Annotated in this window: 20 protein-coding genes; 6 read left to right on the top strand and 14 right to left on the bottom strand. The window is 65.1% G+C overall.

Annotation, left to right across the window (positions count from 1 at the left end):
• Window positions 1-19 precede the first annotated feature (19 nt).
• Window positions 20-1600, bottom strand: coding sequence for a glutamine-hydrolyzing GMP synthase (guaA, locus tag D7325_RS02905; protein ID WP_120993881.1), 1581 nt, complete (start codon window positions 1598-1600; stop codon window positions 20-22).
• Window positions 1601-1716: 116 nt separating this feature from the next.
• Window positions 1717-3186 carry an IMP dehydrogenase gene (gene guaB, locus D7325_RS02900; RefSeq protein WP_120993879.1) on the bottom strand — a complete coding sequence of 490 codons (1470 nt, stop codon included), beginning with the start codon at window positions 3184-3186 and terminating at the stop codon, window positions 1717-1719.
• Window positions 3187-3371: 185 nt separating this feature from the next.
• Here guaB and D7325_RS02895 point away from each other — a divergent pair, with 185 nt between their 5' ends.
• From D7325_RS02895 to D7325_RS02880, 4 genes are read left to right on the top strand one after another with little or no spacing between them, the layout of a single operon-like run.
• Window positions 3372-5603 (top strand): esterase-like activity of phytase family protein, encoded by a 2232-nt coding sequence (locus tag D7325_RS02895; protein ID WP_120993878.1) that lies wholly within the window; start codon window positions 3372-3374, stop codon window positions 5601-5603.
• Window positions 5604-5660: 57 nt separating this feature from the next.
• Window positions 5661-7037 (top strand): exodeoxyribonuclease VII large subunit, encoded by a 1377-nt coding sequence (gene xseA, locus D7325_RS02890; RefSeq protein ID WP_120993876.1) that lies wholly within the window; start codon window positions 5661-5663, stop codon window positions 7035-7037.
• Window positions 7038-7060: 23 nt separating this feature from the next.
• On the top strand, window positions 7061-7888 hold the full coding sequence (locus D7325_RS02885; RefSeq protein ID WP_120993874.1) for a M23 family metallopeptidase: 828 nt from the start codon (window positions 7061-7063) through the stop codon (window positions 7886-7888).
• 12 nt (window positions 7889-7900) lie between these two features.
• Window positions 7901-8443 carry a hydrolase gene (locus tag D7325_RS02880; protein ID WP_120993872.1) on the top strand — a complete coding sequence of 181 codons (543 nt, stop codon included), beginning with the start codon at window positions 7901-7903 and terminating at the stop codon, window positions 8441-8443.
• Window positions 8444-8478: 35 nt separating this feature from the next.
• On the opposite strand, the gene D7325_RS02875 is transcribed toward D7325_RS02880, so the two are convergent.
• Together D7325_RS02875 and D7325_RS02870 are read right to left on the bottom strand one after the other, a co-directional pair.
• Window positions 8479-10632, bottom strand: a complete 2154-nt coding sequence (locus D7325_RS02875; RefSeq protein WP_120993870.1) for a TonB-dependent copper receptor — start codon at window positions 10630-10632, stop codon at window positions 8479-8481.
• 108 nt (window positions 10633-10740) lie between these two features.
• Window positions 10741-11151: a DUF2946 domain-containing protein gene (locus D7325_RS02870; RefSeq protein ID WP_162987991.1), complete on the bottom strand. Its 411-nt coding sequence runs from the start codon at window positions 11149-11151 to the stop codon at window positions 10741-10743.
• Between the two features lie 286 nt (window positions 11152-11437).
• Between D7325_RS02870 and leuA the strand changes: the two genes are divergently transcribed.
• Together leuA and D7325_RS02860 are read left to right on the top strand one after the other, a co-directional pair.
• The gene (leuA, locus tag D7325_RS02865) at window positions 11438-13108 is read left to right on the top strand and encodes a 2-isopropylmalate synthase (protein WP_120993868.1); all 1671 of its coding nucleotides are present in this window, start codon (window positions 11438-11440) and stop codon (window positions 13106-13108) included.
• A 146-nt stretch (window positions 13109-13254) separates the two neighbouring features.
• A complete protein-coding gene (locus tag D7325_RS02860) occupies window positions 13255-14313 on the top strand; it encodes an NAD(P)-dependent alcohol dehydrogenase (RefSeq protein WP_120993866.1) in 1059 nt (352 codons plus the stop codon).
• An 11-nt stretch (window positions 14314-14324) separates the two neighbouring features.
• Here D7325_RS02860 and D7325_RS02855 read toward each other — a convergent pair whose 3' ends face one another.
• From D7325_RS02855 to rlmN, 10 genes are all read right to left on the bottom strand, one after another.
• Window positions 14325-15104 (bottom strand): amidohydrolase, encoded by a 780-nt coding sequence (locus D7325_RS02855; protein WP_120993864.1) that lies wholly within the window; start codon window positions 15102-15104, stop codon window positions 14325-14327.
• A 13-nt stretch (window positions 15105-15117) separates the two neighbouring features.
• A complete protein-coding gene (locus D7325_RS02850; RefSeq protein WP_120994126.1) occupies window positions 15118-16266 on the bottom strand; it encodes a pyridoxal phosphate-dependent aminotransferase in 1149 nt (382 codons plus the stop codon).
• 60 nt (window positions 16267-16326) lie between these two features.
• On the bottom strand, window positions 16327-17823 hold the full coding sequence (der, locus tag D7325_RS02845; protein WP_120993861.1) for a ribosome biogenesis GTPase Der: 1497 nt from the start codon (window positions 17821-17823) through the stop codon (window positions 16327-16329).
• Between the two features lie 100 nt (window positions 17824-17923).
• The gene (gene bamB, locus D7325_RS02840) at window positions 17924-19066 is read right to left on the bottom strand and encodes an outer membrane protein assembly factor BamB (protein ID WP_120993859.1); all 1143 of its coding nucleotides are present in this window, start codon (window positions 19064-19066) and stop codon (window positions 17924-17926) included.
• 1 nt (window position 19067) lies between these two features.
• Window positions 19068-19706 (bottom strand): tetratricopeptide repeat protein, encoded by a 639-nt coding sequence (locus D7325_RS02835; protein ID WP_120993857.1) that lies wholly within the window; start codon window positions 19704-19706, stop codon window positions 19068-19070.
• Window positions 19703-21019 (bottom strand): histidine--tRNA ligase, encoded by a 1317-nt coding sequence (gene hisS, locus D7325_RS02830; protein ID WP_120993855.1) that lies wholly within the window; start codon window positions 21017-21019, stop codon window positions 19703-19705. The genes D7325_RS02835 and hisS overlap by 4 nt, the downstream gene beginning before the upstream one ends.
• 14 nt (window positions 21020-21033) lie before the next feature.
• Complete coding sequence (gene ispG, locus D7325_RS02825) at window positions 21034-22152, bottom strand: flavodoxin-dependent (E)-4-hydroxy-3-methylbut-2-enyl-diphosphate synthase (protein ID WP_177431770.1); 1119 nt, start codon at window positions 22150-22152, stop codon at window positions 21034-21036.
• Window positions 22149-23150: a RodZ domain-containing protein gene (locus D7325_RS02820; protein ID WP_120993851.1), complete on the bottom strand. Its 1002-nt coding sequence runs from the start codon at window positions 23148-23150 to the stop codon at window positions 22149-22151. Before D7325_RS02820 ends, ispG begins: the two co-directional genes overlap by 4 nt.
• On the bottom strand, window positions 23147-23905 hold the full coding sequence (gene pilW, locus D7325_RS02815; RefSeq protein ID WP_120993849.1) for a type IV pilus biogenesis/stability protein PilW: 759 nt from the start codon (window positions 23903-23905) through the stop codon (window positions 23147-23149). The genes D7325_RS02820 and pilW overlap by 4 nt, the downstream gene beginning before the upstream one ends.
• 14 nt (window positions 23906-23919) lie before the next feature.
• A complete protein-coding gene (gene rlmN / locus D7325_RS02810) occupies window positions 23920-25059 on the bottom strand; it encodes a dual-specificity RNA methyltransferase RlmN (RefSeq protein ID WP_120994125.1) in 1140 nt (379 codons plus the stop codon).
• Window positions 25060-25073: the final 14 nt, after the last annotated feature.

Genomic DNA, 25073 nt, shown 5'->3' with positions numbered 1-25073 from the left:
ATCGCTCGGCGGTCGATCATCATTCCCACTCGATCGTCGCCGGCGGCTTGCTCGACACGTCGTAGGTCACGCGTGAAATGCCGTCGATTTCGTTGATGATGCGGTTGGAGACCTTTTCCAGCAGCTCGTAAGGCAGGTGTGCCCAGCGTGCCGTCATGAAATCGATGGTTTCCACCGCGCGCAGCGCGACGACCCAGGCGTAGCGGCGGCCATCGCCAACCACGCCGACCGACTTGACCGGCTGGAAGACGACGAACGCCTGGCTGACCTTGTGGTACCAGTCGGCCTTGCGCAGTTCGCTGATGAAGATGTCGTCGGCACGGCGCAGCAGGTCGGCGTATTCCTTCTTCACTTCGCCGAGGATGCGCACACCGAGCCCCGGTCCCGGGAAGGGATGGCGGTAGACCATGTCGTATGGCAGGCCGAGTTCGAGGCCGATCTTGCGCACTTCGTCCTTGAACAGCTCGCGCAACGGCTCGACCAGCTTGAGGTTCATCTCCTCGGGCAGGCCGCCGACATTGTGGTGCGACTTGATCACGTGCGCCTTGCCGCTCTTGGCGCCGGCCGATTCGATGACGTCCGGGTAGATCGTGCCCTGGGCGAGGTACTGGATGTTGTTCAGCTTGCTGGCCTCGGCATCGAACACGTCGATGAAGGTGCGGCCGATGATCTTGCGCTTCTTCTCCGGGTCCGCCTCGCCTTCGAGGTTGTTCAGGAACTGCGCCTCGGCATCGGCGCGAATCACCTTCACGCCCATGTTCTCGGCGAACATCGCCATCACCTGGTCGCCTTCGTGCAGGCGCAGCAGGCCGTTGTCGACGAACACGCAGGTCAGCTGGTCGCCGATCGCCTTGTGCAGCAGCGCGGCGACCACCGAGGAGTCGACCCCGCCGGACAACCCGAGCAGCACGTTGGCATTGCCCACCTGCGCGCGAACCTGGGCGACCAGGTCCTCGACGATGTTCGACGGCGTCCACAGCGCTTCGCAGCCACAGATCTCGAGCAGGAAGCGCGACAGGATGCGCCCGCCCTGCTTGGTATGGGTCACTTCCGGGTGGAACTGTACGCCGTAGTAGGCGCGCGCCTCGTCGCCCATCGCCGCGATCGCGCAGCTCGGCGTGCTGGCGATGATGTGGAAGCCTTCCGGCAGCGCGCTGACCTTGTCGCCGTGGCTCATCCAGACGTCGAGACCGAACACGCCATCGTCGTCCATATGGTCTTCGATGCCGTCGAACAGCTTCGATTTACCCACCAGATCGACGCGCGCATAGCCGAACTCACGAACATCCGATCCGGCCACCTTGCCCCCCATCTGCTCGGCCATGGTCTGCATGCCGTAGCAGATGCCGAACAGCGGCACGCCAAGATCGAAAACCACCTGCGGCGCGCGCGGGCTGCCCGCCTGGTGCACCGACTCCGGCCCGCCGGCCAGGATGATGCCGCGCGGCGCGAATTCGCGAATCGCCTCTTCGTCCATGTCGAACGGATGCAGCTCGCAGTAGACGCCCAGCTCCCGCACGCGGCGGGCGATGAGCTGGGTGTACTGCGAACCGAAGTCGAGAATCAGGATGCGGTGGGCATGGATGTCGGGGTGAGACATGGGGCTTTCCTTCGAAAAAAGCTTGAAGCTGAAAGCCAGAAGCTGGAAGCAGAGGCCCGAAGTCGCGACTTCAAGCTTCTAGCTTCCAGCTTCCAGCGCCTGTCGATCGAGTTGGATCAGCCGACCCGGTAGTTCGGCGCTTCCTTGGTGATCTGCACGTCATGCACGTGGGACTCGGCCATGCCGGCGCCGGTGATGCGCACGAATTGCGGCCGGGTGCGCATCTCGTCGATGGTCGCGCTGCCGGTGTAGCCCATCGAGGCGCGCAGGCCGCCCATCAGCTGATGGATGATCGCCGACAGCGAGCCCTTGTACGGCACACGGCCCTCGATGCCCTCGGGCACCAGCTTCTCCGCACCGGCGGACGAATCCTGGAAATAGCGATCCGAGGAGCCCTGGGCCTGGGACATGGCGCCCAGCGAGCCCATTCCTCGGTAAGCCTTGTAGGAGCGGCCCTGGAACAGTTCGATCTCGCCCGGCGCTTCTTCGGTACCGGCGAACATCGATCCCATCATCACGGCGTTGGCGCCCGCGACGATGGCCTTGGACAGGTCGCCGGAGAAGCGGATGCCGCCATCGGCGATCATCGGCACGCCCGTACCTTCCAGCGCGGCGGAAACGTTTGCGATCGCGGAAATCTGCGGCACGCCGACACCGGCGACGATGCGGGTCGTGCAGATCGAACCCGGGCCGATGCCGACCTTCACGGCGTCGGCGCCTGCCTTGACCAGGTCCAGCGCCGCTTCGGCGGTAGCGATGTTGCCGCCGATCACCTGGACGTCCGGGAAGTTCTCCTTCACCCAGCGCACCCGCTCGATCACGCCGCGGGAATGACCATGCGCGGTGTCGACCACGATCACGTCGACGCCAGCCGCCGCCAGGGCCTCGACGCGCTCACTGGTGTCGGCGCCGGTGCCGACCGCCGCCCCGACGCGCAGGCGTCCCTGGCCATCCTTCGAGGCCAGCGGGTAGGTCTTGGCTTTTTCGATGTCGCGGAAGGTCACCAGCCCGCGAAGGTGGAAGTTCTTGTCCACGACGATCATCTTCTCGATCCGATGCTCGTACAGCTTGGCCTTGATCTCTTCGAGCCCGGTGCCCTCGAGCACGGTGATCAGCTTGTCCCGCGGGGTCATGATCGCCGCCACGGAATCGCCGGCATTCGGCGTGAAGCGCAGGTCGCGGCCGGTCACGATGCCGACCACCTCGCCATTGGCCACCACCGGGAAGCCCGAAAAGCCCAGCTCGTTGGCCTTGCGCAGCAGTTCGCTGATCTTGGTATCCGGGGAAATGGTCACCGGGTCGTGCACGATCGCCGTTTCGTGGCGCTTGACCTTGCGCACCTCGGCCGCCTGCTGCTCGACGCCCATGTTCTTGTGGATGATGCCGATGCCGCCTTCCTGCGCCATCGCAATGGCCAGGCGCGCTTCGGTGACGGTGTCCATCGCGGCCGAGACCAGCGGAATGTTGAGCTCGATACCGCGGGTCAGGCGGGTCTTGAGGCTCACGTCCTTGGGCAGGACTTCGGAATAACCCGGTATTAGGAGGACGTCGTCGAAGGTCAGGGCTTCTTGGCTGATGCGCAGCATGGCGGGGCTCCCAGGCGGGAAAAAGGAAGCGCGGCATTATACCGGCCGGAGGATGACGGCTCAATGCAGCCACTCGCGGATAACGGCCGATTCGGCGGCGGTACCGCGGCGGGCGTCATCTGCCTGTAAGCGACGGTCGGTAGCCTGACGCCACCAGCCCTTCCCTTCGCCGAACAGAGGCTCGTATGACCGCTCCCCGCTTCGCCCGCCGCCCCATCGCTCTCGGACTGCTGCTTGCACTCTCGACCACGCCGTGGGGCGTTTCCCTCGCCGCACCATCGGTCGAGCGCTACTTCGAACGCATCGCGACCTTTCCGGTGTACCGCAACCTGCCCGCCCAGGAAGACCCGAGTCGGCAGACCGCGGCCGAAATCACCGCGGCCAGCGAGGACGGCACAACCCTTCTCTATACCGACAGCCCGTCCGAGCGACTCGGCTTGGTCGATATCACGCACCCCGAGGCGCCTCGCCCGCTCGGTTTCGTCGCGCTCGAAGGCGAACCGACCTCGGTCGCCGTGCACCGGCATTACGCGCTGGTCGCGATCAATCGCTCGACGAGCCACAGCCAGCCGGACGGCGTGCTGGCCGTGTTCGATATCCGCGATCCGTCGTCACCGCAGCGCATCGCCGACCTGCCCCTCGGCGGCCAGCCCGATTCGGTCGCCGTCGCACCGAGCGGCCGGTTCGCCGCGGTGGCGATCGAAAACGAGCGGGACGAAGACCTGAACGACGGCCTGATCCCGCAATTGCCCGGCGGCTACCTCGTCGTGATCGACCTCAAGGGCGCTCCGAGCACCTGGAAAACGCGCCAGGTTTCGCTGGACGGGCTGTCCGAGATCGCGCCGAACGATCCCGAGCCCGAGTACGTCAGCATCAATGACCTGGACATCGCCGCGGTCACCCTGCAGGAAAACAATCACATCGCCCTGGTCGACCTGCGCCGCGGCCGGCTCATCAACGACTTCAGCGCCGGTGCCGTCTCGCTCAACGGCGTCGACACCGAGGAGGACGATCGCATCCAGCCGCTGCAAGTGCTGTCGGACCGGCGTCGCGAGCCCGATGCCATCGCCTGGGCCGGCCCGCTGCTGGCGACCGCCAACGAAGGCGACTACGAGGATGCCGACGGCATCGAAGGCGGCAGTCGCAGCTTCAGTCTGTTCGATCCGCTGGGCGGCCTGCGCTACGAGGCCGGTTCGTCGCTCGAGCAGGCCTTCATCCGGGCCGGCCACTACCCGGAGAGCCGCTCCGAGAACAAGGGCATCGAACCGGAGGGCGTCGCCAGCGCACGTTACGGTCGCCAGCACTATCTGTTCGTCGGCAGCGAGCGCGGCAACGCCGTGGCCGTCTACGACCTCGCGCGCCCCTGGGCACCCCGCCTGCATCAGCTGTTGCCCGCCGGCGTCGGGCCGGAGGGCTTGCTGCCCATCCCCGGCCGCAACCTGTTCGTGGCCAGCAGCGAAGAAGACTCGGCAGACGACGGCTATCGCTCCACGCTGTCGATCTACCGGCTGAGCGCCGAGCGGGCGCCGTATCCGGAGATCCGCTCGCGCGAGGACCAACTGATCCCGTGGGGCGCGCTGAGCGGTCTCACGGCCGACGCACTCGCCGCCGGTCAGCTCTATGCCGTGCCGGATAGCTACTACCGCGCCTCGCGCATCTATCGCATCGACAGCCAGTCGACGCCTGCGGTGATCGAGGGCGAAATCGAACTGCGCAAGAACGGCGCGACCCTCGACTACGATCTCGAGGGCATCGCCCAACGCAGCGACGGCAGCTTCTGGCTCGCCTCGGAAGGCAACGGCAAGGATCGGCCCAACCTGCTGGTGCATACCGGTCGCGACGGCACGGTGCTGGCGGAATACCCGTTGCCGGACGCCGTCGCCGCGCAACAGACCAGCAATGGCTTCGAAGGGGTCGCCGTCGCGCCCGACGAGTCGCAGGAACGGGCTTATGTCGCCTTCCAGCGCGAATGGAAGAACGACCCGGACGGCTTGGCCCGCATCGGCGTGTTCGACGCGCGCACCGGCGACTGGGCGTTCTTCCATTACCCGCTCGAGGCGGCGCCGGACGGCGGCTGGGTCGGCCTGTCGGAGTTGACGGCGCTGGGCAATGGCGAATTCCTGGTACTCGAGCGAGACAACCGTCAGGGTCCGCAGGCGCAGGTCAAGCGGCTTTACCGCATCGACCTGGGCGGCCTGCAGCCCGCCACGGAGGGCCACGCCTTTCCGGTCGTGACCAAGCGCCTGGAGCGCGACCTGCTGCCGGCGCTCAAGAACACGGGCGGCTGGGTCGTCGATAAAGTCGAAGGCGCCGCGGTCGACCGGAGCGGCCAGCTCTACGTGGTGACCGATAACGACGGCGTCGAGGATGCCAGCGGGGAAACCCGCTTCCTGCGCCTGGGCACGGTCAACCGCTGACGCGAGAGGCGGGTGTGCCGGTTTCGGCCACCCGCCCGGCCCGGCTATGATGCCGGCATGCTTACCGACCCCTTCCAGCGCCTCAATCTCGATCGCGAAGTCCTGACCGTCTCGCAGCTCAACGGGCGCGCCCGCATGCTGCTGGAAGACGTGTTCGCTCAGGTGTGGGTCGAGGGCGAGCTGTCCAACCTCGCTCGACCGGCCTCCGGCCACGTCTATTTCACGCTGAAGGACGGCAACGCCCAGGTGCGTTGCGCCCTGTTTCGCCAGAACGCGCAGCGGGTGCGCCAGGCGCTGCGCGATGGCCTCGCCGTACGCGTGCGCGGCAAGGTCTCGCTGTTCGAAGGGCGCGGCGACTATCAATTGATCCTCGACAACGTCGAACCCGCCGGAGACGGCGCCTTGCGGCTGGCCTTCGAGGCCCTCAAGGAAAAGCTCGCCGCCGAAGGCCTGTTCGCCACCGAGCGCAAGCGTGCCCTGCCCGCCCATCCGCGCCGGATCGGCATCATCAGCTCGCCGACCGGCGCGGTGATTCGCGACATCATCAGCGTGTTCCGCCGGCGCGCGCCGCATGTCGAGCTGTCGCTGATCCCCACCGCCGTGCAGGGCCGCGAGGCGACCAGGCAGATCGTTCGGGCGCTCGCGCTTGCCGACGCACAAGGCTTCGATGCGCTCATCCTGGCGCGCGGCGGCGGCTCGCTCGAAGACCTGTGGTGCTTCAACGAGGAAGCGGTGGCGCGCGCCGTCGCCGGGTGCCGCACGCCGCTCGTCAGTGCCGTCGGCCATGAGACGGACGTTTCCATCGCCGATTTCGTCGCCGATGTCCGTGCGCCCACGCCGAGTGCTGCCGCCGAACTGCTGGCGCCCCATGCCGGCGATCTCGAGCAGCGACTGGAAATGCTGCGCCGGCGCCTGCTGCACTGCACCCGGGAACGGCTGCGGCGCGATGGCCTGAGGCTGGATGGCCTGGCGCGTCGCCTGCGCCATCCCGGTGAGCGCTTGCAGCAACAGGCGCAGCGCATCGATGACCTCGAGCAACGGCTGCTACGCGCCCTGGACCGCCATCTCTGCGCGGGTCACGAACGGCTCGCTCGTCTCGAAACCCGCCTCGCCGCGCAGCATCCGGGCCGCAGCCTGAACCTGCTGCGCCAGCGCCTCGCCACGCTCGATGCCCGCCTGCCACGCGCCATGCAAGCCAACCTGCGACAACAACGCCAGCGCCTGCAAAGCCTCGGCCAGACCTTGAACATCGTCAGCCCGCTGGCGACGCTGGGCCGCGGCTACAGCATCCTGCTCGACGAGCGCGGCCACGCGATCCGCCGCGCCGAGCAAACCCAGCCCGGCCAACGCCTGGAAGCGCGGCTGGGCGACGGGCGCCTGCATGTCCGGGTCGAAGACAACCACACCGACCCGATCACCCTCCCGCTGCTCTGAGCAGCCCGGCCTGGATGCTTGCGATGCTCCGTTCCCTTGTCCTGCTGCTCGTCACGCTCGTCATCGCCGCCCCGCTCCACGCCGAGGGCTTCATCACCCGTCTGTTGCACAAGCCGGTGCCCGGCGGCGTGGCCGTGCTGGAGCTCGGCGAAGGGGCGAACGCGCCGCGGGTGACCTACAACGACCGCCCGGTGCTGGTCGTTCGCGAGGACGGCAAGCGCTGGATCGCGATCATCGGCATACCGCTCGACGTCACGCCCGGCAGCGAGCTGGCACAGGTCGACGGCGAGCCGCGCAGTTTCGAGGTCGGCCCGCGCGAGTACCGCGCCCAGCACATCACGCTGAAGAATCAGCGCCAGGTCGATCCCAACCCCGATGACCTCGAGCGCATCGAGCGGGAACTGGCGAAACAGACCGAGGCGTATCGCAATTTTCGACCGGACCAGCCCAGCAACCTGCTGTTCGACAAGCCGGTCGAGGGGCCTTTGTCGTCGCCCTTTGGCCTGCGCCGCTTCTTCAACGGCGAGCCACGCAACCCGCACTCCGGGCTCGATTTCGCCGTCCCGGCCGGCACGCCGGTGAAAGCGCCGGCGGATGGGCGGATCACGCTCGTCGACAACCTGTTCTTCAACGGCAAGACGGTGTTCGTCGATCATGGCCAGGGGCTGGTCAGCATGTTCTGCCACCTGTCCAGCATCGCCGTCGCCGAAGGTGACGCCGTGCAGCGTGGCGAGGTGATCGGCAAGGTCGGCTCGACCGGCCGTGCGACCGGCCCACACCTGCACTGGAACGTCAGCCTGAACGACGCCCGCGTCGACCCGTCCATTTTCATTGGCGAATACCGTCCCTGATCGCGAGGCACCATGCGCATCCGAGCCGAACAGTCCAGCCTGCTGATCGTCGATTTGCAGACACGCCTGCTGCCCGTTATCGAGGACGGGCAGTCGGTCATCGAACACAGCCATTGGCTGCAACGGATCGCCCGGCACCTGGATGTCCCGGTGCTGCTCACCGAGCAATACAGCAAGGGGCTGGGTGTGACCGTGCCGGCCCTGCGCGACGGAGTCGACGAGCAGGCGATCCTGGAAAAGCTGGACTTCTCCGCGGCAGGCGACGATGCGTTGTTCGAGCGGCCAGGCGGCGAGCGTGCGCAGTTCATCGTCTGCGGCTGCGAAGCGCACGTCTGCGTGTTGCAGACCGTCCTCGACCTGCTCGGGCGAGGCCGCCAGGTGTTCGTCGTCGAGGAAGGTGTCGGCTCGCGCCGCCCCGCCGACAAGGCCTTGGCGCTGGCCCGCATGCGGCAGGCGGGTGCGGTGATCGTGTCGCGCGAGATGGTCGCCTTCGAATGGCTGGAGCGGGCCGGCACCGAACGGTTCCGGACCATCAGCCGCGAATTCATTCGCTGAACGGGCGAGCCGCAGCGGCTCGCCCTCCCTTGCCTTCAAAAACTCAGGTCGACCCGCGCCCAATAGGTACGGCCCGGCTCGTTGATCCGCCGGGTCACGTCCAGCCCGTAATCGGCGAACCCGGCGCTGCCGGCCAGGTTGAGGTGCTCGCTGTAGGTCTTGTCCAGCAGGTTGTCGACGCCGGCACTGAGCTTGACCGTCTGGCTCGCACGGTAGGCGCCGTTGAGCGACAGCACGCCGAACCCGGCACTTTCATCGAAATCCTTGCCGACCACGGTGCCCTGGCCTTCGGCGATCCGCCCTTGCTCGGCCACCAGACGCCAGAGACCGGTGACGCTCCAGTCGTCCCGCGTGTAACCGAGTCCGAGCCGCCCTTCCAGCGGCGGAATCTGTGGCAATGCCCGGCCCTGGCTCCGGTTTTCACCCCAGGCGTAGGCCAGGCTGGCATCGCCCTTCCAATGACGGGTGAAGCGATAGCTGGCGCCCATCTCGGCACCGGCGATGGTTGCGTCGATGTTGCTCACCTCGGCACGCACGCTGTTGGCCATCGCGCCGGGCACATAGGTGAACAGGATGTAATCCTCGACCACGCCGGCATAGGCCGACACCCAGGCATCCAGCAGTCCGCGGCGGTATTGCAGACCGACGTCGAGCTGCGTGGTCTTTTCCGGGCGCACCGAGTCGAACGGCTGCTCAGTGCCGACCGGCCCCGGGTTGGAGACGAACAGCTCCCAGTAGTCAGGGAAGCGCTCGACATGCCCGACACCCAGGTACCAGCTCGCCGGCAGATCCTCCAGCCGCTCTTCGACGCGCAGGAAGCCGCTGTGCAGCAGCTCACGGCGAGTCTGCCCATGGGTGGGGTTGGCCCAGTCCTGGCTGACCGGCATGCCCATCATGTTTTTCAGCGTCGGATGCTGGCTGCGGAAGAAATCGCGCTCGTCGGTCGCCTCGGCCAGGTCCAGCCGCAGCCCGCCGATGAGCGAGCGATGGGTGTCGAGCGTCCACTCCAGCTCGCCGAACAGCCCATAGCTGTGCAGTACCGCATCGGGCACCCAGGGCAGCGCGTCGCTGCCGGCGGCGGGCGTCATCTGGTTGACGGCGAGCGCCGGGTTCATGGCCTTGCGGTGCTCGCTGCGCTGGGCGTCCACCCCGCCCTTGAGTTCGATGTCGGACCATTGCCAGGTGCCGATCAACCGCCCGCCGAGGGTGCGTCGATCGACTCGCGACAGCACCGGTACCGGCATCATCGCGCTGGGGACGAAGTCGCGCAGACTGTAGTTGTCCATGATGTGGTCGGCGTAGTTGTAGTACAGCTGCCCTTCCAGCCCCTGAAAGGTGTCGCCCAGGCCGGTCTTTTCGAAGCGCAGCCCCAGGCTCTCCCGAGTGAACTGGGCACCATCCATTCCGCGACCGGCGTAGCGCGCCTCGCCATCGCCCCGGCCGGCGGTGAGCTCGATCAGCGTGTCGGCATCGGGCATCCAGCCAAGCGCGATGTCCGTGTTCCATTTGTCGAAACGTGACGGCACCGTGTCGCCATTGCCGTCTTGGTAATCGTCCGCTTGCGAGCTGTTGGCCATCAGGCGCGCATAGGCCTGCTCGTTCCCGGCGGCGGCGTCGATGATCCGGTCGAGCCGCCCGTTGGAACCGGTCAGCAGGCTCGCATCGAGGCGCCAGTCGGGCTCGGCGAACTGCTCCGGCTCGCGTTCGAACAGCACCGTCGCGGCGGATGCGCCCGGCCCCCAGAGCACGCTTTGCGGTCCTTTGATGACGACCAACCGATCGAAATTTTCAGGACTGATGTAGGACGCCGGCGAATCCATGCGGTTGGGGCAGGCGCCGAGCATTTCGCTGCCGTTGCTGAGGAGCTTGAGGCGCGAGCCGAAGAGGCCGCGAAAGACGGGATCGCCGTTCACGCCGCCATTGCGCACGGCCGAGAAGCCGGGAATGGTCTTCAGGTAATCGGCGCCATCGCTGGCCGGCACCGGCTGACGGGGCAAGCCGGGGTCCGTCACCACCTTGAGCGGGGAGTCGGGCGCGACGCCTGTCACCACCAGCGGGGAAAGGACCACCGGCGCAGGCAAATGGTGGGACGGATGCGACGCCTCGTCGGCCAGTACCGGACCGATGACGAGCAAGCCGATGAAGGCGAGATGGGCGAACGACCAGCGGCAGCGGCTGGCATGGGGCATAAAAGGGGCAACAAAAAGGCGAGTCGGCGTGATGCCGCAAGCGAAATGGCTGTGCATGGGTAGTTTCCACGAAGATGACGATCGCCGCGGCGAAGGCGGCCCTGGTTATCAACCGTGGAATGCAGGGGGTGCGCGCGGCTGCCGGACTATGTACAGGCGCAGGCGCGGCAACGGCTCGACCGGCAGCCAATGGGCAAATGCGGGCCGGTAATGCGGCACCGTGAGATCGAGCGAGAGGCTCAGCGGCGGGTTGTGCGTCAGCAACTCGCAGTAGCCGCAGAGCGCCAGGGCCTCCAGCCAAGCGGGCTGGCCGCCGACGGATGCCGAGGCAGGATGGTGCGCGATCGAAACGCTGGCCCGCTCGCCCGTCGCGATCGGGTGGTGGTGATGTTCGCCCGTCACCGACGAAGGCCGAGCGGACGGGAATTGGAACGCAGAGATCAGCGGCCCGGCATGAATCATCAGCATGGCGAACAGGCCAAGCCAGATGCTCAGAGCGGAACGATGCCTGCGGGTCACCGGCGATCCTTCTACGAAGACGTCCAATAAGGTGGGCGCATGATGGCATGCACGGTGGCAAACGCGACGCGACACGTGGTCGCCATGCGGGCTGAGCATTCAACGCTAAAGCAAAGCTCGATTCCGCAATTTTCTGCTGATAACCAGCAAACAGCGCAACGAACCTCCAAATTTATCCACAGTGTTGCAAGCAACCCGAGGCTCGCCCTACCTTTACCCCATTGCACGGCTTGCTCCACCGCGATTCATGCGGCAAGCAGCCTAAGCGCCAGCCCAGGACATCGCCATGACCATGCTCAAAGACCCCTCGATCAAATACCGTGCCTTCGCTCCCATCGCTATCCCGGATCGCACCTGGCCATCGAAGGCCATCACCCAGGCACCGATCTGGCTGAGTTCGGACCTGCGCGATGGCAACCAGTCGTTGATCGAGCCGATGGATGCCGAGAAGAAGATGCGCTTCTTCAAGACCCTGGTGCAGGTCGGCCTCAAGGAGATCGAAGTCGGCTTCCCCTCGGCTTCGCAAACCGACTTCGATTTCGTGCGCGAGCTGATCGAAGGCGGCCATATTCCCGAGGACGTCACCATCCAGGTGCTCACGCAGGCCCGCGAGGATCTCATCGAACGCACCTTCGAATCGCTCAGGGGCGCACGTCAGGCGATCGTTCACTACTACAACGCCACCGCGCCGAGCTTCCGCAAGATCGTGTTCAACCAGGACAAGGCCGGCGTGAAGCAGATCGCGGTCGAAGCCGGCCGCGTCATCAAGCGCCTGGCCGACGCCCGCCCCGAAACGAGCTGGCGGTTCGAATACTCGCCGGAAGTGTTCAGCTCCACCGAGACCGACTTCGCCGTCGAAGTCTGCAACGCGGTGATCGAGGTCTTCCAGCCGACGCCAGCGCAAAAGCTGATTCTCAACCTGCCGGCGACCATCGAGGCCGCGACGCCGAACATCTACGCCGACCAGATCGAATGGTTCGGCCGCCACATCCACAAGCGCGATTCGGTGCTGATCAGCCTGCATACCCACAACGACCGCGGCACTGGCGTCGCCGCCACGGAACTGGGCCTGATGGCTGGCGCCGACCGGGTCGAAGGCTGCCTGTTCGGCAATGGCGAGCGGACCGGCAACGTCGACCTGGTGACCGTCGCGCTCAACCTCTACACCCAGGGCATCGATCCGCAGCTGGACTTCTCCGACATCGATGCCGTGCGCAAGGTGGTCGAGGAATGCAACCAGTTGCCGGTGCACCCGCGCCATCCCTATGTCGGCGACCTCGTACACACCGCCTTCTCCGGTTCGCACCAGGATGCGATTCGCAAGGGATTCGCCCAGCAGCAGGCCGATGCGCTCTGGGAAGTGCCGTACCTGCCAATCGACCCGGCGGACATCGGCCGCAGTTATGAGGCCGTCATCCGCGTCAACAGCCAGTCCGGCAAGGGCGGCATTACCTACCTGCTGGAGCAGGAATACGGCATCAGCCTGCCGCGCCGCATGCAGATCGAATTCAGCCAGGTCGTGCAGCGGGAGACCGATCGCCTCGGGCTGGAGATGACCGCCCAGCAGATCTACGGCTTGCTGGAAAGCGAGTACCTGCACGCCACCGCACCCTACGGCCTGAAGAGCCACCGGTTGCAGGAAGAGAACGGGACCTCGGCGGTCGAAGTGGACGTGCTCGTCGACGGCGAGCCCCAGCATTGGCGCGGCATCGGCAAAGGTCCGCTGGAAGCGCTGGTCGCCGGCTTGCCGCTGAAAGTCGAAATCATGGATTACCACGAGCATTCGATCGGCTCGGGTACCCAGGCGCGGGCTGCGGCTTATCTCGAAATTCGCCTGGAGGGCGAGCGGCCGCTGCACGGCATCGGAATCGACGAAAACATCACCACCGCCAGCATCCGTGCCCTGTTCAGCGCACTGAACCGCGCGGTACGCGAAGCGCAGGCGAAAGCCGCCTGAACCCTCGGCGGGGCCTTGCGCGGCCTCGCCACGTGTCGACGCGCGCCGACAGGAACGCGCTAGGCGTCGGCAGGATCGTGCAACCGGTCCTGCCGAATCTGCTCCTATGATCGACGGTCTTTCCCAGTGACCATCAAGGAGCCGCCATGAGCAACGCCATCGGTTACGCCGCCCACGACCCGAGTTCGCCACTCGTCCCCTACGCATTCTCGCGCCGCGATGTCGGCCCGCACGACGTGCAGATCCAGATCCTCTATTGCGGCGTCTGCCATTCGGACCTGCACACCGCCCGCAACGAGTGGAACAACACGCTCTACCCGTCCGTTCCGGGCCACGAGATCGTCGGTCGCGTCAGCGCGGTGGGATCGGCCGTCAGCGCGTTCAAGGTTGGCGATGTCGCCGGTGTCGGCTGTCTGGTCGACAGCTGCCGCCACTGCGCCTCCTGCGGCGAAGGCCTCGAGCAATACTGCGAGAACGGCTTCATCGGGACCTACAACGGCTCGGCCTTCGGTGGCAGCGAGAACACCCTCGGCGGTTATTCGGACCATATCGTCGTCAACGAGCAATACGTCCTGCGGGTCAGCCACACGGAGAACCTGGCAGCCGTCGCGCCGCTGCTGTGTGCCGGCATCACGACCTACTCGCCGCTGCGGCAGTGGAACGTCGGCCCCGGCCAGAAGGTCGGCGTGGTCGGCCTCGGCGGGCTGGGCCACATGGCCGTGAAGATCGCCGCGGCGATGGGCGCCCATGTCGTGCTGTTCACCACCTCGCCGGACAAGACCGAAGATGCCCTGCGCCTCGGCGCCGCCGAGGTCGTGGTGTCGAAAGACAAGGCGCAGATGGCGGCACACGCCAACAGCCTGGACTTCATCCTGAACACCGTTGCGGCGCCGCACAGCCTCGACCCCTTCATCGCGCTGCTCAAGCGCGACGGCACCATGACGCTGGTCGGCGCCCCCGCCTCGCCGCATCCCTCGCCCAGTGTGTTCGGCCTGATCTTCAAGCGGCGCCGCATTGCCGGCTCGCTGATCGGCGGCATTCAGGAGACGCAGGACATGCTGGATTTCTGTGCCCAGCACGGGATCGTCGCGGATATCGAGATGATCGACATCCGGGATATCAACCAGGCCTACGAGCGGATGCTGCGCAGTGACGTGAAGTACCGCTTCGTGATCGACATGGCGTCGCTGAAGGCCGACGCCTGACGATTGGCGCGCTAGAGCAGATTGAAGGCGTCTGCGTCGCGATAGGCCGGGAAGCGTTCGCGGTAGTCCGCGAGCGCGTGCGCCGACAAGGTCGCGCGGTGCACGCCATCGCCCGCGCCGGCCTGTAGCAGGCATTCGCCTTCGGCATCGAGCACCTGGCTGTCGCCGGCATAGGCGTGCCCGTTGCCGTCCGTACCCACCCGGTTGACGGCCGCCACGTAGCACAGGTTTTCGATGGCGCGCGCCGGGAGCAGACGATTCCAGTGCTGGCGACGCGCCGCCGGCCAGTTCGCGGTGTAGAGCAGCAGATCGGTGTTGTGCGGGTCGCGACTCCAGACCGGGAAGCGCAAGTCGTAGCAAACCAGCGGCCGCACGCGCCAGCCCTTGACCTCGAACAGTGCCTGCCGATCGCCGGCACTGAAGTGCTTGTGCTCGCCCGCCATGCGGAACAGATGGCGCTTGTCGTAGTGAGCCAGGCTACCGTCCGGCCGCGCCCACAACAGGCGATTGAAACAGCGCCCATCGGCCGCCCGGACGATGATGCTTCCGGTCACTACCGCTTCGAGCCGTGCCGCCTGCTTGAGCAGCCAGCCGGTGGTCGGTCCCCCCGCATCCTCGGCCAGCTCGTTCGACTCCATGCTGAAGCCGGTGCTGAACATTTCCGGCAGAACGATCAGATCCGCACCGGTGGCGTGATCCAGCAGCCCGGCGAAGTGCTCACGGTTGGCCTCGGCGTCATGCCAGGCCAGGGTCGTCTGGATCAGCGCAATCTCGAGATTCGGCTTGCTCATGCCACGCTCTCCTTCAAATCGCACACAGCCTGCGAGCCGCTTCGCGCAAGGTGTCCTCGCGCTTGGCGAAACAGAAGCGAACCAGCCTGGCCTCGGCCGGAGGGGATTGGTAGAACACTGAAATCGGGATCGAAGCCACCCCATGTTCCAGCGTCAGCCAGCGGGCCATGGCGACGTCATCCAGGTCGGGACGTATCGCCGAGTAATCCGCGAGCTGAAAGTAGGTGCCGGCGGCCGGTCGGAACGAAAAGCGTGAGCCCTCCAGCAACGAGCAGAACAGATCGCGCTTGGCCTGATAGAAACCGGGCAGCTCGTCCAGGTGCTCGGGATGCGCGGCCATGAACTCGGCCAGGCCGCCTTGCAAGGGCGTGACCGCGGTGAAACTCACGTACTGGTGAATCTTGCGCAACTCGGCGGTGAGCGCAGGCGGCGCCACGACATAACCGGTTTTCCAGCCGGTGACGTGGTAGGTCTTGCCGAACGAGCTGATCACGAAGGCCCGCTCGTACAGCTCCGCGTGGCGAAGCACGCTGGCATGCTCGGCGCCCTCGTACACCAGGTGCTCGTAGACTTCGTCGCTGAGGATGTACAGGTCTCGCCCGCGCACCAGATCGGCGAGGCGATCCAGGTCTGCCGTGCTCAACAGGGCGCCGCTGGGGTTGTGCGGCGTGTTCAGCACGATCAGCCGCGTACGCGGATTGATCGCATCGGCCAGGCGCTGCCAGTCGATGGAGAAATCAGGAAGCGTCAGCGCCTGGTGGATGCAGCTGGCACCGGCCAGACGGATCGAAGGCTCGTAGCTGTCGTAACACGGGTCGAAGACGATCGCTTCGTCACCCGGCCGCAGCACCGCCTGGATGGCGCAGAAGATCGCCTGCGTGGCTCCGGGCGTGATGGTGATTTCCTGGTCCGCGCTCACCGAGCGACCATAGAAGCGCGCCACCTTCACCGCGACCTGCTCGCGCAGCGCCGGCAGCCCGGTCATCGGCGCGTACTGATTGCCGCCTGCCATCAGGTGCCGGCAAACCGCCTCGCGCAGGGCCTCTGGCCCATCGAAATCGGGGAACCCCTGCGACAGGTTCAGCGCACCGGCCTGGGCAGCCAATTGCGACATGGTGGTGAAAATCGTGGTACCGACGGTGGGTAGCTTGCTCTCGAGCATCTCGGTCGCCATCTGCAAAGTGATCGAAGATTGAATGCCTACCGACGGGCATCACCCGCCTTAGCGTTTGTCCTTGCGCTTCTTCTCCGCTTTCTTGTGGTGGCTCATCAGGCGTCGCTTCTTGTTGACCTGCCGCTCGGTGAGCTTGTTCTTCTTGCCTTCGTACGGGTTCTCGCCACCCTTGTATTCGATGCGGATCGGCGTGCCGACCAGCTTCAACACCCGGCGGAAGGTGTTTTCCAGGTAGCGCGTATAGGACTTGGGCACCGCATCGACCTGGTTGCCGTGGATCACGATCAGCGGCGGGTTGGCACCGCCCAGGTGGGCGTAGCGCAGCTTGATCCGGCGACCGTTGACCATCGGCGGCTGGTGATCCTGGACGGCGTCCTCGAGGATCTGCGTCAGGCGGCTGGTCGGCCAACGGGTCACGGCCGAGCGGAAAGCATCCTGGACCGACTTGTACAGATGGCCGACGCCGGTACCGTGCAACGCGGAAATGAAATGGATGTCGGCGAAATCCACGAAGAACAGCCGCCGCTGCAGCTCGGTCTTCACGTAGTCACGCTCGGACGCCTCCATGCCGTCCCACTTGTTCAGCGCGATGACCAGCGCGCGGCCGGTTTCGAGGACGAAGCCGAGCAGATTGAGGTCATGCTCGACCACGCCTTCGCGCGCATCCATGACGAACACGACGACGTTGGCGTCCTGGATCGCCTGCAGCGTCTTGACCACCGAGAACTTCTCGACCGCTTCGAATATCTTTCCCCGGCGACGCACACCGGCGGTATCGATGAGGGTGTACTTCTCCTCGTCACGCTCGAACGGAATGTAGATGCTGTCGCGCGTAGTGCCGGCCTGGTCGAAGACGATCACGCGCTCTTCACCCAGCATGCGGTTCACCAGGGTCGACTTGCCCACGTTCGGCCGACCGATGATGGCGATCTTGATGCCGTCACGCTCGCTAGGCCCCGGAATACGACTGGGCGCCCCGCCTTGCTCCGTCGCCTCTGCACCTTCGTGCACCTCCCCGTCGAGCACCTCGTCCTGCGGAACCGTCTCGGCGTCCTTCGGGAATATACCGAGCGCCTCCTGAAGCATCGGATTGATACCACGCCCGTGGGCCGCCGCGATGGGCAAGGCATCTCCGAGTCCGAGGGGGCTGAACTCCGCGCGGGCAAGCTCGGGATCGACCGTATCGACCTTGTTGACGACCAGGAAGCAGCGCTTGTTGCGCCGCCGCAGATGCTCGGCGATGGACTGATCGGCCGCGGTCATGCCCGCCCGTGCATCCACCATGAACAGCACGGCATCGGCTTCCTCGATCGCCTGCAACGACTGCTGGGCCATCTTCGCATCGATGCCCACTTCGTCGCCGGAGATACCGCCCGTGTCGATGACGATATAGGTGCGCCCTTGCCACTTGGCCTCACCGTACTGGCGATCGCGCGTGAGGCCGGCATATTCGGCCACGATGGCGTCACGGCTTTTGGTCAGGCGGTTGAACAGGGTCGACTTGCCCACGTTGGGGCGGCCGACCAGGGCAATTACGGGAACCATACGGCTCTCCACATCAGGCAATCGAAAAGAAGACGGCCGCTGTGATCAGCGGCCGGTAGCAACTGCAACAGGCTCCGGGCGCACGGCCCCGAGCCGAGCGTCAGCGAAGGGTGTAGGCGACGAGCGAACCGTCATTGGCATAGACGTAGAGCCAGTCACCTTCCACCACCGCCCGGGCACGTATGCCCGAACTGTCGACGCGCGTCCGACCGACGAAACGGCCATCCACCTGGCTGAGCAGATGCAGGTAACCTTCCTTGTCGCCCACGACCACATAGCTGGAGAAAACCTCCGGGCCGGAGAGCTGGCGCCGCGCCAGCTGATCGTTGGACCACAGCACGGTGTTCGAGCGCTCGTCGATACCCTGTACGGTGCCGTCGGCCAGGCTCAGATACACGCTGCCGTAACCAAGCGCCGTGCCCGACGCGCTGGATGCGTCCCGCTGCCACAGAATGCGACCGGATTCTAGGTCGAGAACCGCGGCGCGCCCCTGGAAGGTGACGACGTACAGCTTGCCACCCGATTGCAGCAAGGTCCCGTCGATATCGACGATGCGCTCGAGTTCGGATCGGCCCTGCGGGATGGCGATGCGCTGCTCCCAGACCGGCAGGCCGCGGCGGGTATCGAGTGCGATCACCTTGCCCGTCGAGAGCCCGGCGATGGCCAGCTGGTTGGTCAGCAGCGGCGCACCGGTACCGCGCAGGGTCAGAACCGCGGGAGAGCTTTCATAGCTCCAGCGCCGCTCGCCGCTATCGGCCTCGAGCGCTACCAGCGTGTCGTCCTGGGTCTGCACCAGCACGATGTCGCCGTTGATGGCCGGTGCGGACAGCACCTCGCTGCCCACCGAGGCCCGCCACTTTTTCGTGCCATCGGCGACGTCCAGCGCGATGACGTCCCCATTCATGGTGCCGACCAGCACCAGGCCGTAGCCGGCGCCGACACCGCCGGACACCGGTTCATCCAGTTCGACTTTCCAGTTGACCTTGCCGCTCTCGCGGTCGATCGAGACGACGAGCCCTTCCACGTCGGTGACGTACAGCTGGTCGCCATACACCACTGGCATCAGGCGGTTGTAGGTTTCCCCCTGTCCTTCACCGATCGATCGGCTCCACTGCTCATCGAGCTGAACTTCGTGCTCGAACTCAACCAGCTCGCTTGGCTCCGGTTCCTTGCTGCTATTGCTGCTGCAGCCGGCGGCGATCGCAGCCAGGGACAACAGTGCCGCTACTTTCCAGCCCTTCACGTTATGCCTCTCCCCGAGCCAGATCGTCGAGTTTCAATTGCAAGCCGCCCACCGCCGCTTCTTCGGACAGGGCTGCCTTGGCCTTGACATAGGCCGCATGCGCGTCGTCGAGACGACCGAGCTGAACCAGCAGATCGCCCCTAAGTTCCTCGCGGCTGGCCTGGTACGCCGTTGGCGCCTGCCCATCGAGCAGTTTCAGGCCTTCCTCGGTCTTGCCTTGCGCCGCCAGCACCGCGGCCAGGCGCTGCCTGGCCAGCTCTTCGATGGTCGGGCCGGCGGGCTCCTTGACCAGTGCGTCGAGCGTGGAGGCCGCTTCGTCGAGATCGCCCGATTCGACCGCCACCTTGGCCAGGAACAGCGCGCCGAACTGCGCATAGTGCGTCCCGCCGTGCTGCTCCTTCAGGGTGTTACCCAGGCGGGCTATTTCCGCTAGGTCGAGATCGGTTCCGCTCAGTACCTTGGTGAGCAGTTCCTGATAGAGCATGGACGCCTCATGTGCCTGCTGCTGCTGATGGTTGCGCCAAGCCTGCCAGCCGAGCACGAGCACCAGCGCCAGCACCACGCCCATCAGCAGCGGCTTGCCGTTGCGCTGCCACCAATCCTTGATCTGGGCCAGTTGTTCGTCTTCGGTCATGTTCATTCGTGTCTTCCTTCGTTCTTGTCGTCGACCGAGGCCACCCAGGGGGCGAGGTAATCCCCGAGGGCATCCCATGCGATCGATTGCTGCTCGCCGTCGTCCCGCAGCGGTTTGCAACCTACCACGCGCGCGCCCAGTTCGTCGTCGCCCAGAATCAGCGCGAATCGGGCACCGCTCTTGTCCGCTTTCTTGAACTGGCTCTTGAAGCTGCCGCCCCCGGCATTGACCAACAGGCGCAAGCCAGGTAACGCATCGCGCAGACGCTCCGCCAGGCCGGCTGCGGCCAGTTCGGCAGCGTCGCCAAAGGCACAGATGAACGCATGTGGCGAGGCTTCGAGCGTGGCCGGCACCTGCTGGAGCGTTTCCAGCAGCAGGACAAGGCGCTCGATACCCATGGCGAAACCGACGCCGGGCGTGGGCTTGCCGCCAAACTGGCTGACCAGCCCGTCATAACGCCCACCGGCACAGACCGTGCCCTGGGCACCGAGGCGATCGGTCACCCACTCGAACACCGTACGCCCGTAGTAATCCAGACCACGAACCAGCTTGGGGTTGACCACATAGGCGATGCCCATCGCATCGAGCCGCGCGCGCAAGCCATCGAAATGGGCACGCGATTCATCGTCCAGGTAGTCCTGCAGGAGCGGTGCCTGCGCCAGCACGGCCTGTGTCGTGGCCACCTTGCTGTCGAGGATTCGCAGCGGGTTGGTCGTCAGGCGCCGCTGGCTGTCTTCATCCAGTTGGTCGACGTGCCGTTCGAGATAAGCGACCAGCGCCGCCCGATAATTGGCGCGCGCCTCTGGGGAGCCGAGGCTGTTGAGCTCCAGGCGCACCGACTCGCCGAAACCGAGCTGCCGCCATAGCCGAGCGGTCAGCCCGATGAGTTCGGCATCGATGTCCGGCCCGGGCAGGTTGAACACCTCGACGCCGATCTGGTGGAACTGGCGATACCGCCCCTTCTGAGGCTTCTCATAGCGAAACATCGGACCGGCGTACCAGAGCTTCTGCACCTGCCCACCGCCGGCAAGGCCATGCTCGAGCACCGCACGCACGCAACCAGCCGTACCTTCGGGACGCAAGGTAAGCGACTCGTCGTTGCGGTCGCGGAAGGTGTACATCTCCTTGTCGACTACATCGGTGCCTTCGCCAATACCGCGCGCGAACAGCTCGGTGAATTCGAGAATCGGCAGCCGGATCTCCTGATAACCGTAGCTGCTCAGCAATTGCGCAAAGGTATTTTCCAGGTAACGCCAGATCGGCGTTTGCCCCGGGAGGATGTCGTTCATGCCCCGGATGGCTTGCAGCGTCTTGCTCAAGAGGAATCCTTAACTCAGCTACGGACGATGAGTGCCGCGTCCGCCTCGGCCTTTTCGGCTGCCTTGCGACGAATCAGCTGTTCCAGTTCGCTGACGAGGTTTTCGTTGGTCAGCTTCTGCGCCGGCTTGCCGTCGATGAAAACCAGATTGTTCGGCGTACCGCCCGTAAGGCCGATATGCGCCTCCTTGGCCTCTCCCGGTCCGTTGACCACGCAACCGATGACCGCAACATCCAGCGGCACCAGAAGATCATCGAGCCGGGTCTCCAGCTCGTTCATCGTTTTGACGACATCGAAGTTCTGCCGGGAACAGCTTGGGCAGGCGATGAAATTGATGCCGCGCGAACGCAGGCGCAGCGATTTGAGAATGTCGAAGCCGACCTTGATTTCCTCGACCGGATCGGCCGCGAGCGAAATGCGGATGGTGTCGCCGATGCCGTCGGCCAGCAGCATGCCCAGCCCTACCGCGGATTTGACCGTGCCCGACCGCAGGCCGCCGGCCTCGGTAATACCCAGGTGCAGCGGTTGCTCGATCTCGCGCGCCAGGAGCCGATAGGCCTCCACCGCCATGAACACATCAGAGGCCTTGACGCTGACCTTGAAGTCCTTGAAATCGAGGCGATCCAGGTGCTCGACATGCCGCAGCGCCGACTCGACCAGCGCCTGCGGCGTCGGCTCGCCGTATTTCTTCTGCAGGTCCTTCTCGAGCGAACCCGCGTTGACGCCAATGCGGATTGGAATCCCGCGCGCCCTCGCGGCCTCGACCACCGCGCGAACCCGGTCCTCGCGACCGATGTTGCCCGGGTTGATGCGAAGGCAATCGACACCCAGTTCGGCCACGCGCAATGCGATCTGGTAATCGAAGTGGATGTCAGCGACCAGCGGCACCTCGACCTGCCGCTTGATGCGACCGAACGCCTCGGCCGCCTCCATCGATGGAACCGAGACCCGCACGATGTCCGCTCCGGCCGCTTCCAGCCGACGTATCTGGCCGACGGTCGCGTCCACGTCACAGGTTTCGGTATTGGTCATGCTCTGCACCGCGATGGGCGCATCGCCACCAACCGGCACCTTGCCGACCCAGATCTTCCGGGAGTGGCGTCGTTTTATCGGAGATTCGGAATGCATGGTCACTGTCCGAGCTTGAGGCTGGCGGTTTCGCCACGGATGTAGGGGGCCAGGTCGACGGCTTCGCCGTTGTAAGCCAACTCGACTCCGCGCGCATAGCCGAGCCGAATGCTCAGGGGCGGCTCACCGGTCACGATGCGCTCGGCACCGGCCTTGACGAGCTGACTCAGCAGTACGTCGCCCTGGGCGTCGACGATTCGTACCCAGCAATCGGCGGTGAAGTTCAGGGCAAGACGCGCTTCGCCCTCGGCCAGCTCCGCCTCGGGTTCCGGCTCGTCAACGGTCGGAGCAGTATTCGCTGTTGCATCCGCCTCATCCTGGGCTTCAACCGGTCGGTCGGTCACTGGCGTTTGTTCGGATTCGACCGCTGCCTCACCGGCAGCCTCCTCCGGCTCGTTCGTGGCCGGATCGACCGCCGGCGCTGGTGCCGAGGCTTCTTCGCTCGGTGCCGGCGGTGCGGTTGCAACGGGCCCTTCGGGCAGAGCAGAGTCAGTGCTGGCGGGCATATCGAGCGCATGGATCTGCGTCGTGCCGTCCGCACCGTCCACTTCGATATGCTCGATGGCCACGGGATCGTCCGTCACCCGGCTCGGCTGTTCCTGCCACCACAGGAACCCGGCCCCGGCCAGCAATACCAGCAGGGCGAAGCTGAAGAAACGCAGCACGCTGTGCGACAGCCGCGTCGGCTCTTCGATCCGCCCGAGACTGTGCACGTCGCTGCCGGTGGCATCGGTACCGGTATAGCGATCGAATTCGTTGACCAGGCGGTTCTGATCCAATCCAAGCAATTTGGCATAGGCCCGGACATAGCCACGCGCAAAGGTATGGCCGGGCATTTTGGAGAAATCACCGGCTTCGATCTGGATCAGCGAACGTTCCGGCAGGTTCAGCTGGAGCGAAACCGCCGATAGCGACCAGCCTTTTTCCTCCCGGGCCATGCGCAGCGTATCGCCGGGGTTGACCGTGTCCGACGCAGTTGCAGTTTCAGGTAACGATGGCTTCATCGTTGCTCCGACAGATAGGTTCGATATTCAGCCGAGGAAGGGTATAGGCGCTGTAGCCGCAGCCCCAGGCTCGCGGCGTCGCTCGGCTTTTGGAAGATGTCTGCGAGGCGAATGCCGAGCAACAGGCTTCTGGCATTCTCTTCCCCCAACCGCACGAAGCGGTCGTAATACTCCTTGGCCGGCACGTAGTCCTTGCTCTCGTAAGCCAGGGACGCAAGTTCCAGCAATGCACCCTGCTGCCTGGCGTTGAGGCGCACGGCACGGGCGAAATACTTGCGCGCCTGCTCCTTGCGTCCGAGCTTCAGCGCCGTGAGCCCCATGTTTTCGAATACGTGGGAACGCTCGTCGTAGAGCGTATCCTTTGAGGCCTGCTCGAACCGGGCGAGCGCTTCTTCGTAGCGCCCCTGTTCGAACAGGAAGCTTCCGTAATTGTTCAGAATGCGTGCGTCATCGCTGCGTTGGAGCGCTTCACGATAGTGCTTGTCGGCCAGCTCCGCTTCCATTTGCGTCTGGAAGACGAGTGCCAATGCCGCATGGGCATTGGCATTCGATGGATCCAGCTCGAGCGCCTTGCTCAATGGAGCCTTGGCCCGTTCCGGATCGCCTTGCTTCAGGTAGCCCAGGCCAAGCTGAACGTAGGCTCTACGCGCCTCCTCGCGACCGGACTCGGTACTGAGCGGATCGACCTGACCGCTGGAAACGCAGCCGGACAAGGACACCAAAACGGAAAGAGCAAGCGCAGCGCGCAACGACATGAAGACTCCTATCATCAGGACTGGCTGGCGGCTGGCGCACCATCTGCCGGTAGTTGCCGAACGGCAATGTACCGTTCGCTTCTGCGGGTCCGGTCGGCCACCTGTCCGACCAGCTGTCCACAGGCGGCATCGATATCGTCACCGCGAGTCGTACGAACCGTAACGTTGTGTCCGGCCTTGTGCAGCATGTCCTGAAAACGTCGGATGGCATTGTTGCTTGGACGTTCATAACCCGAATGAGGAAACGGGTTGAACGGAATCAGGTTGATCTTGCAGGGAATCTTCGCCAGCAGTTCGATCATCTGCTCGGCATGCTCCGGCTGATCGTTCACGCCTTTGAGCAGCGTGTATTCGATCGTCAGCACACGCTTCTCACCCAAGCCGCTGATGTAGCGCTGGCAAGCTTCCAGCAGCATGGCCAAGGGGTACTTGCGGTTGATCGGAACCAGCTCATTGCGCAGTGCATCATTGGGCGCATGCAGGGAAAGGGCCAGCGATACGTCGATTACCTTGCCCAGCTCTTCGATCATCGGCACGACGCCAGACGTCGACAGCGTGACCTTGCGCTTCGAAATACCGTAGCCCAGGTCGTCCATCATGATATGCATGGCCGAGACGACGTTGTCGAAGTTCAGCAGCGGCTCGCCCATGCCCATCATCACGACGTTGGTGATGGCACGGTCGATCTTCGCCGGGACGGTGCCGAACGACCGATTGGCAATCCACACCTGCCCGATGACCTCGGCGGCCGTGAGGTTGCTGTTGAAACCTTGCTTGCCGGTCGAGCAGAAGCTGCAGTCGAGCGCGCAGCCGGCCTGCGATGACACGCAGAGCGTGCCGCGCCCCGCCTGGGGAATGTAGACGGTCTCGACACAGCTGCCGGATGCGACGCGTACCACCCATTTGCGGGTGCCATCGGCGGAGATGTCCTCGCTGACAACTTCCGGACCGCGAACTTCGGCATTCGCCTTCAGCTTTTCGCGCAGCGCCTTGCCGATGTTGGACATGGCATCGAAATCATCGATGCCGAAATGGTGAATCCACTTCATGACCTGCCCGGCACGGAAGCGCTTCTCTCCGATCTGCTCGAAGAAACTCTCCATCTGCGGCTGGGTAAGCCCCAGCAGATTCACCTTACCGGTCGATGCATTCATGGATTCACCTTCGC

Source organism: Stutzerimonas urumqiensis, from assembly GCF_003640395.1.
GTDB classification, from domain to species: Bacteria; Pseudomonadota; Gammaproteobacteria; order Pseudomonadales; family Pseudomonadaceae; genus Stutzerimonas; species Stutzerimonas urumqiensis.
Note: the sequence above shows the minus strand (reverse complement) of the source record. Positions and strands in the feature narration are given on the sequence as shown.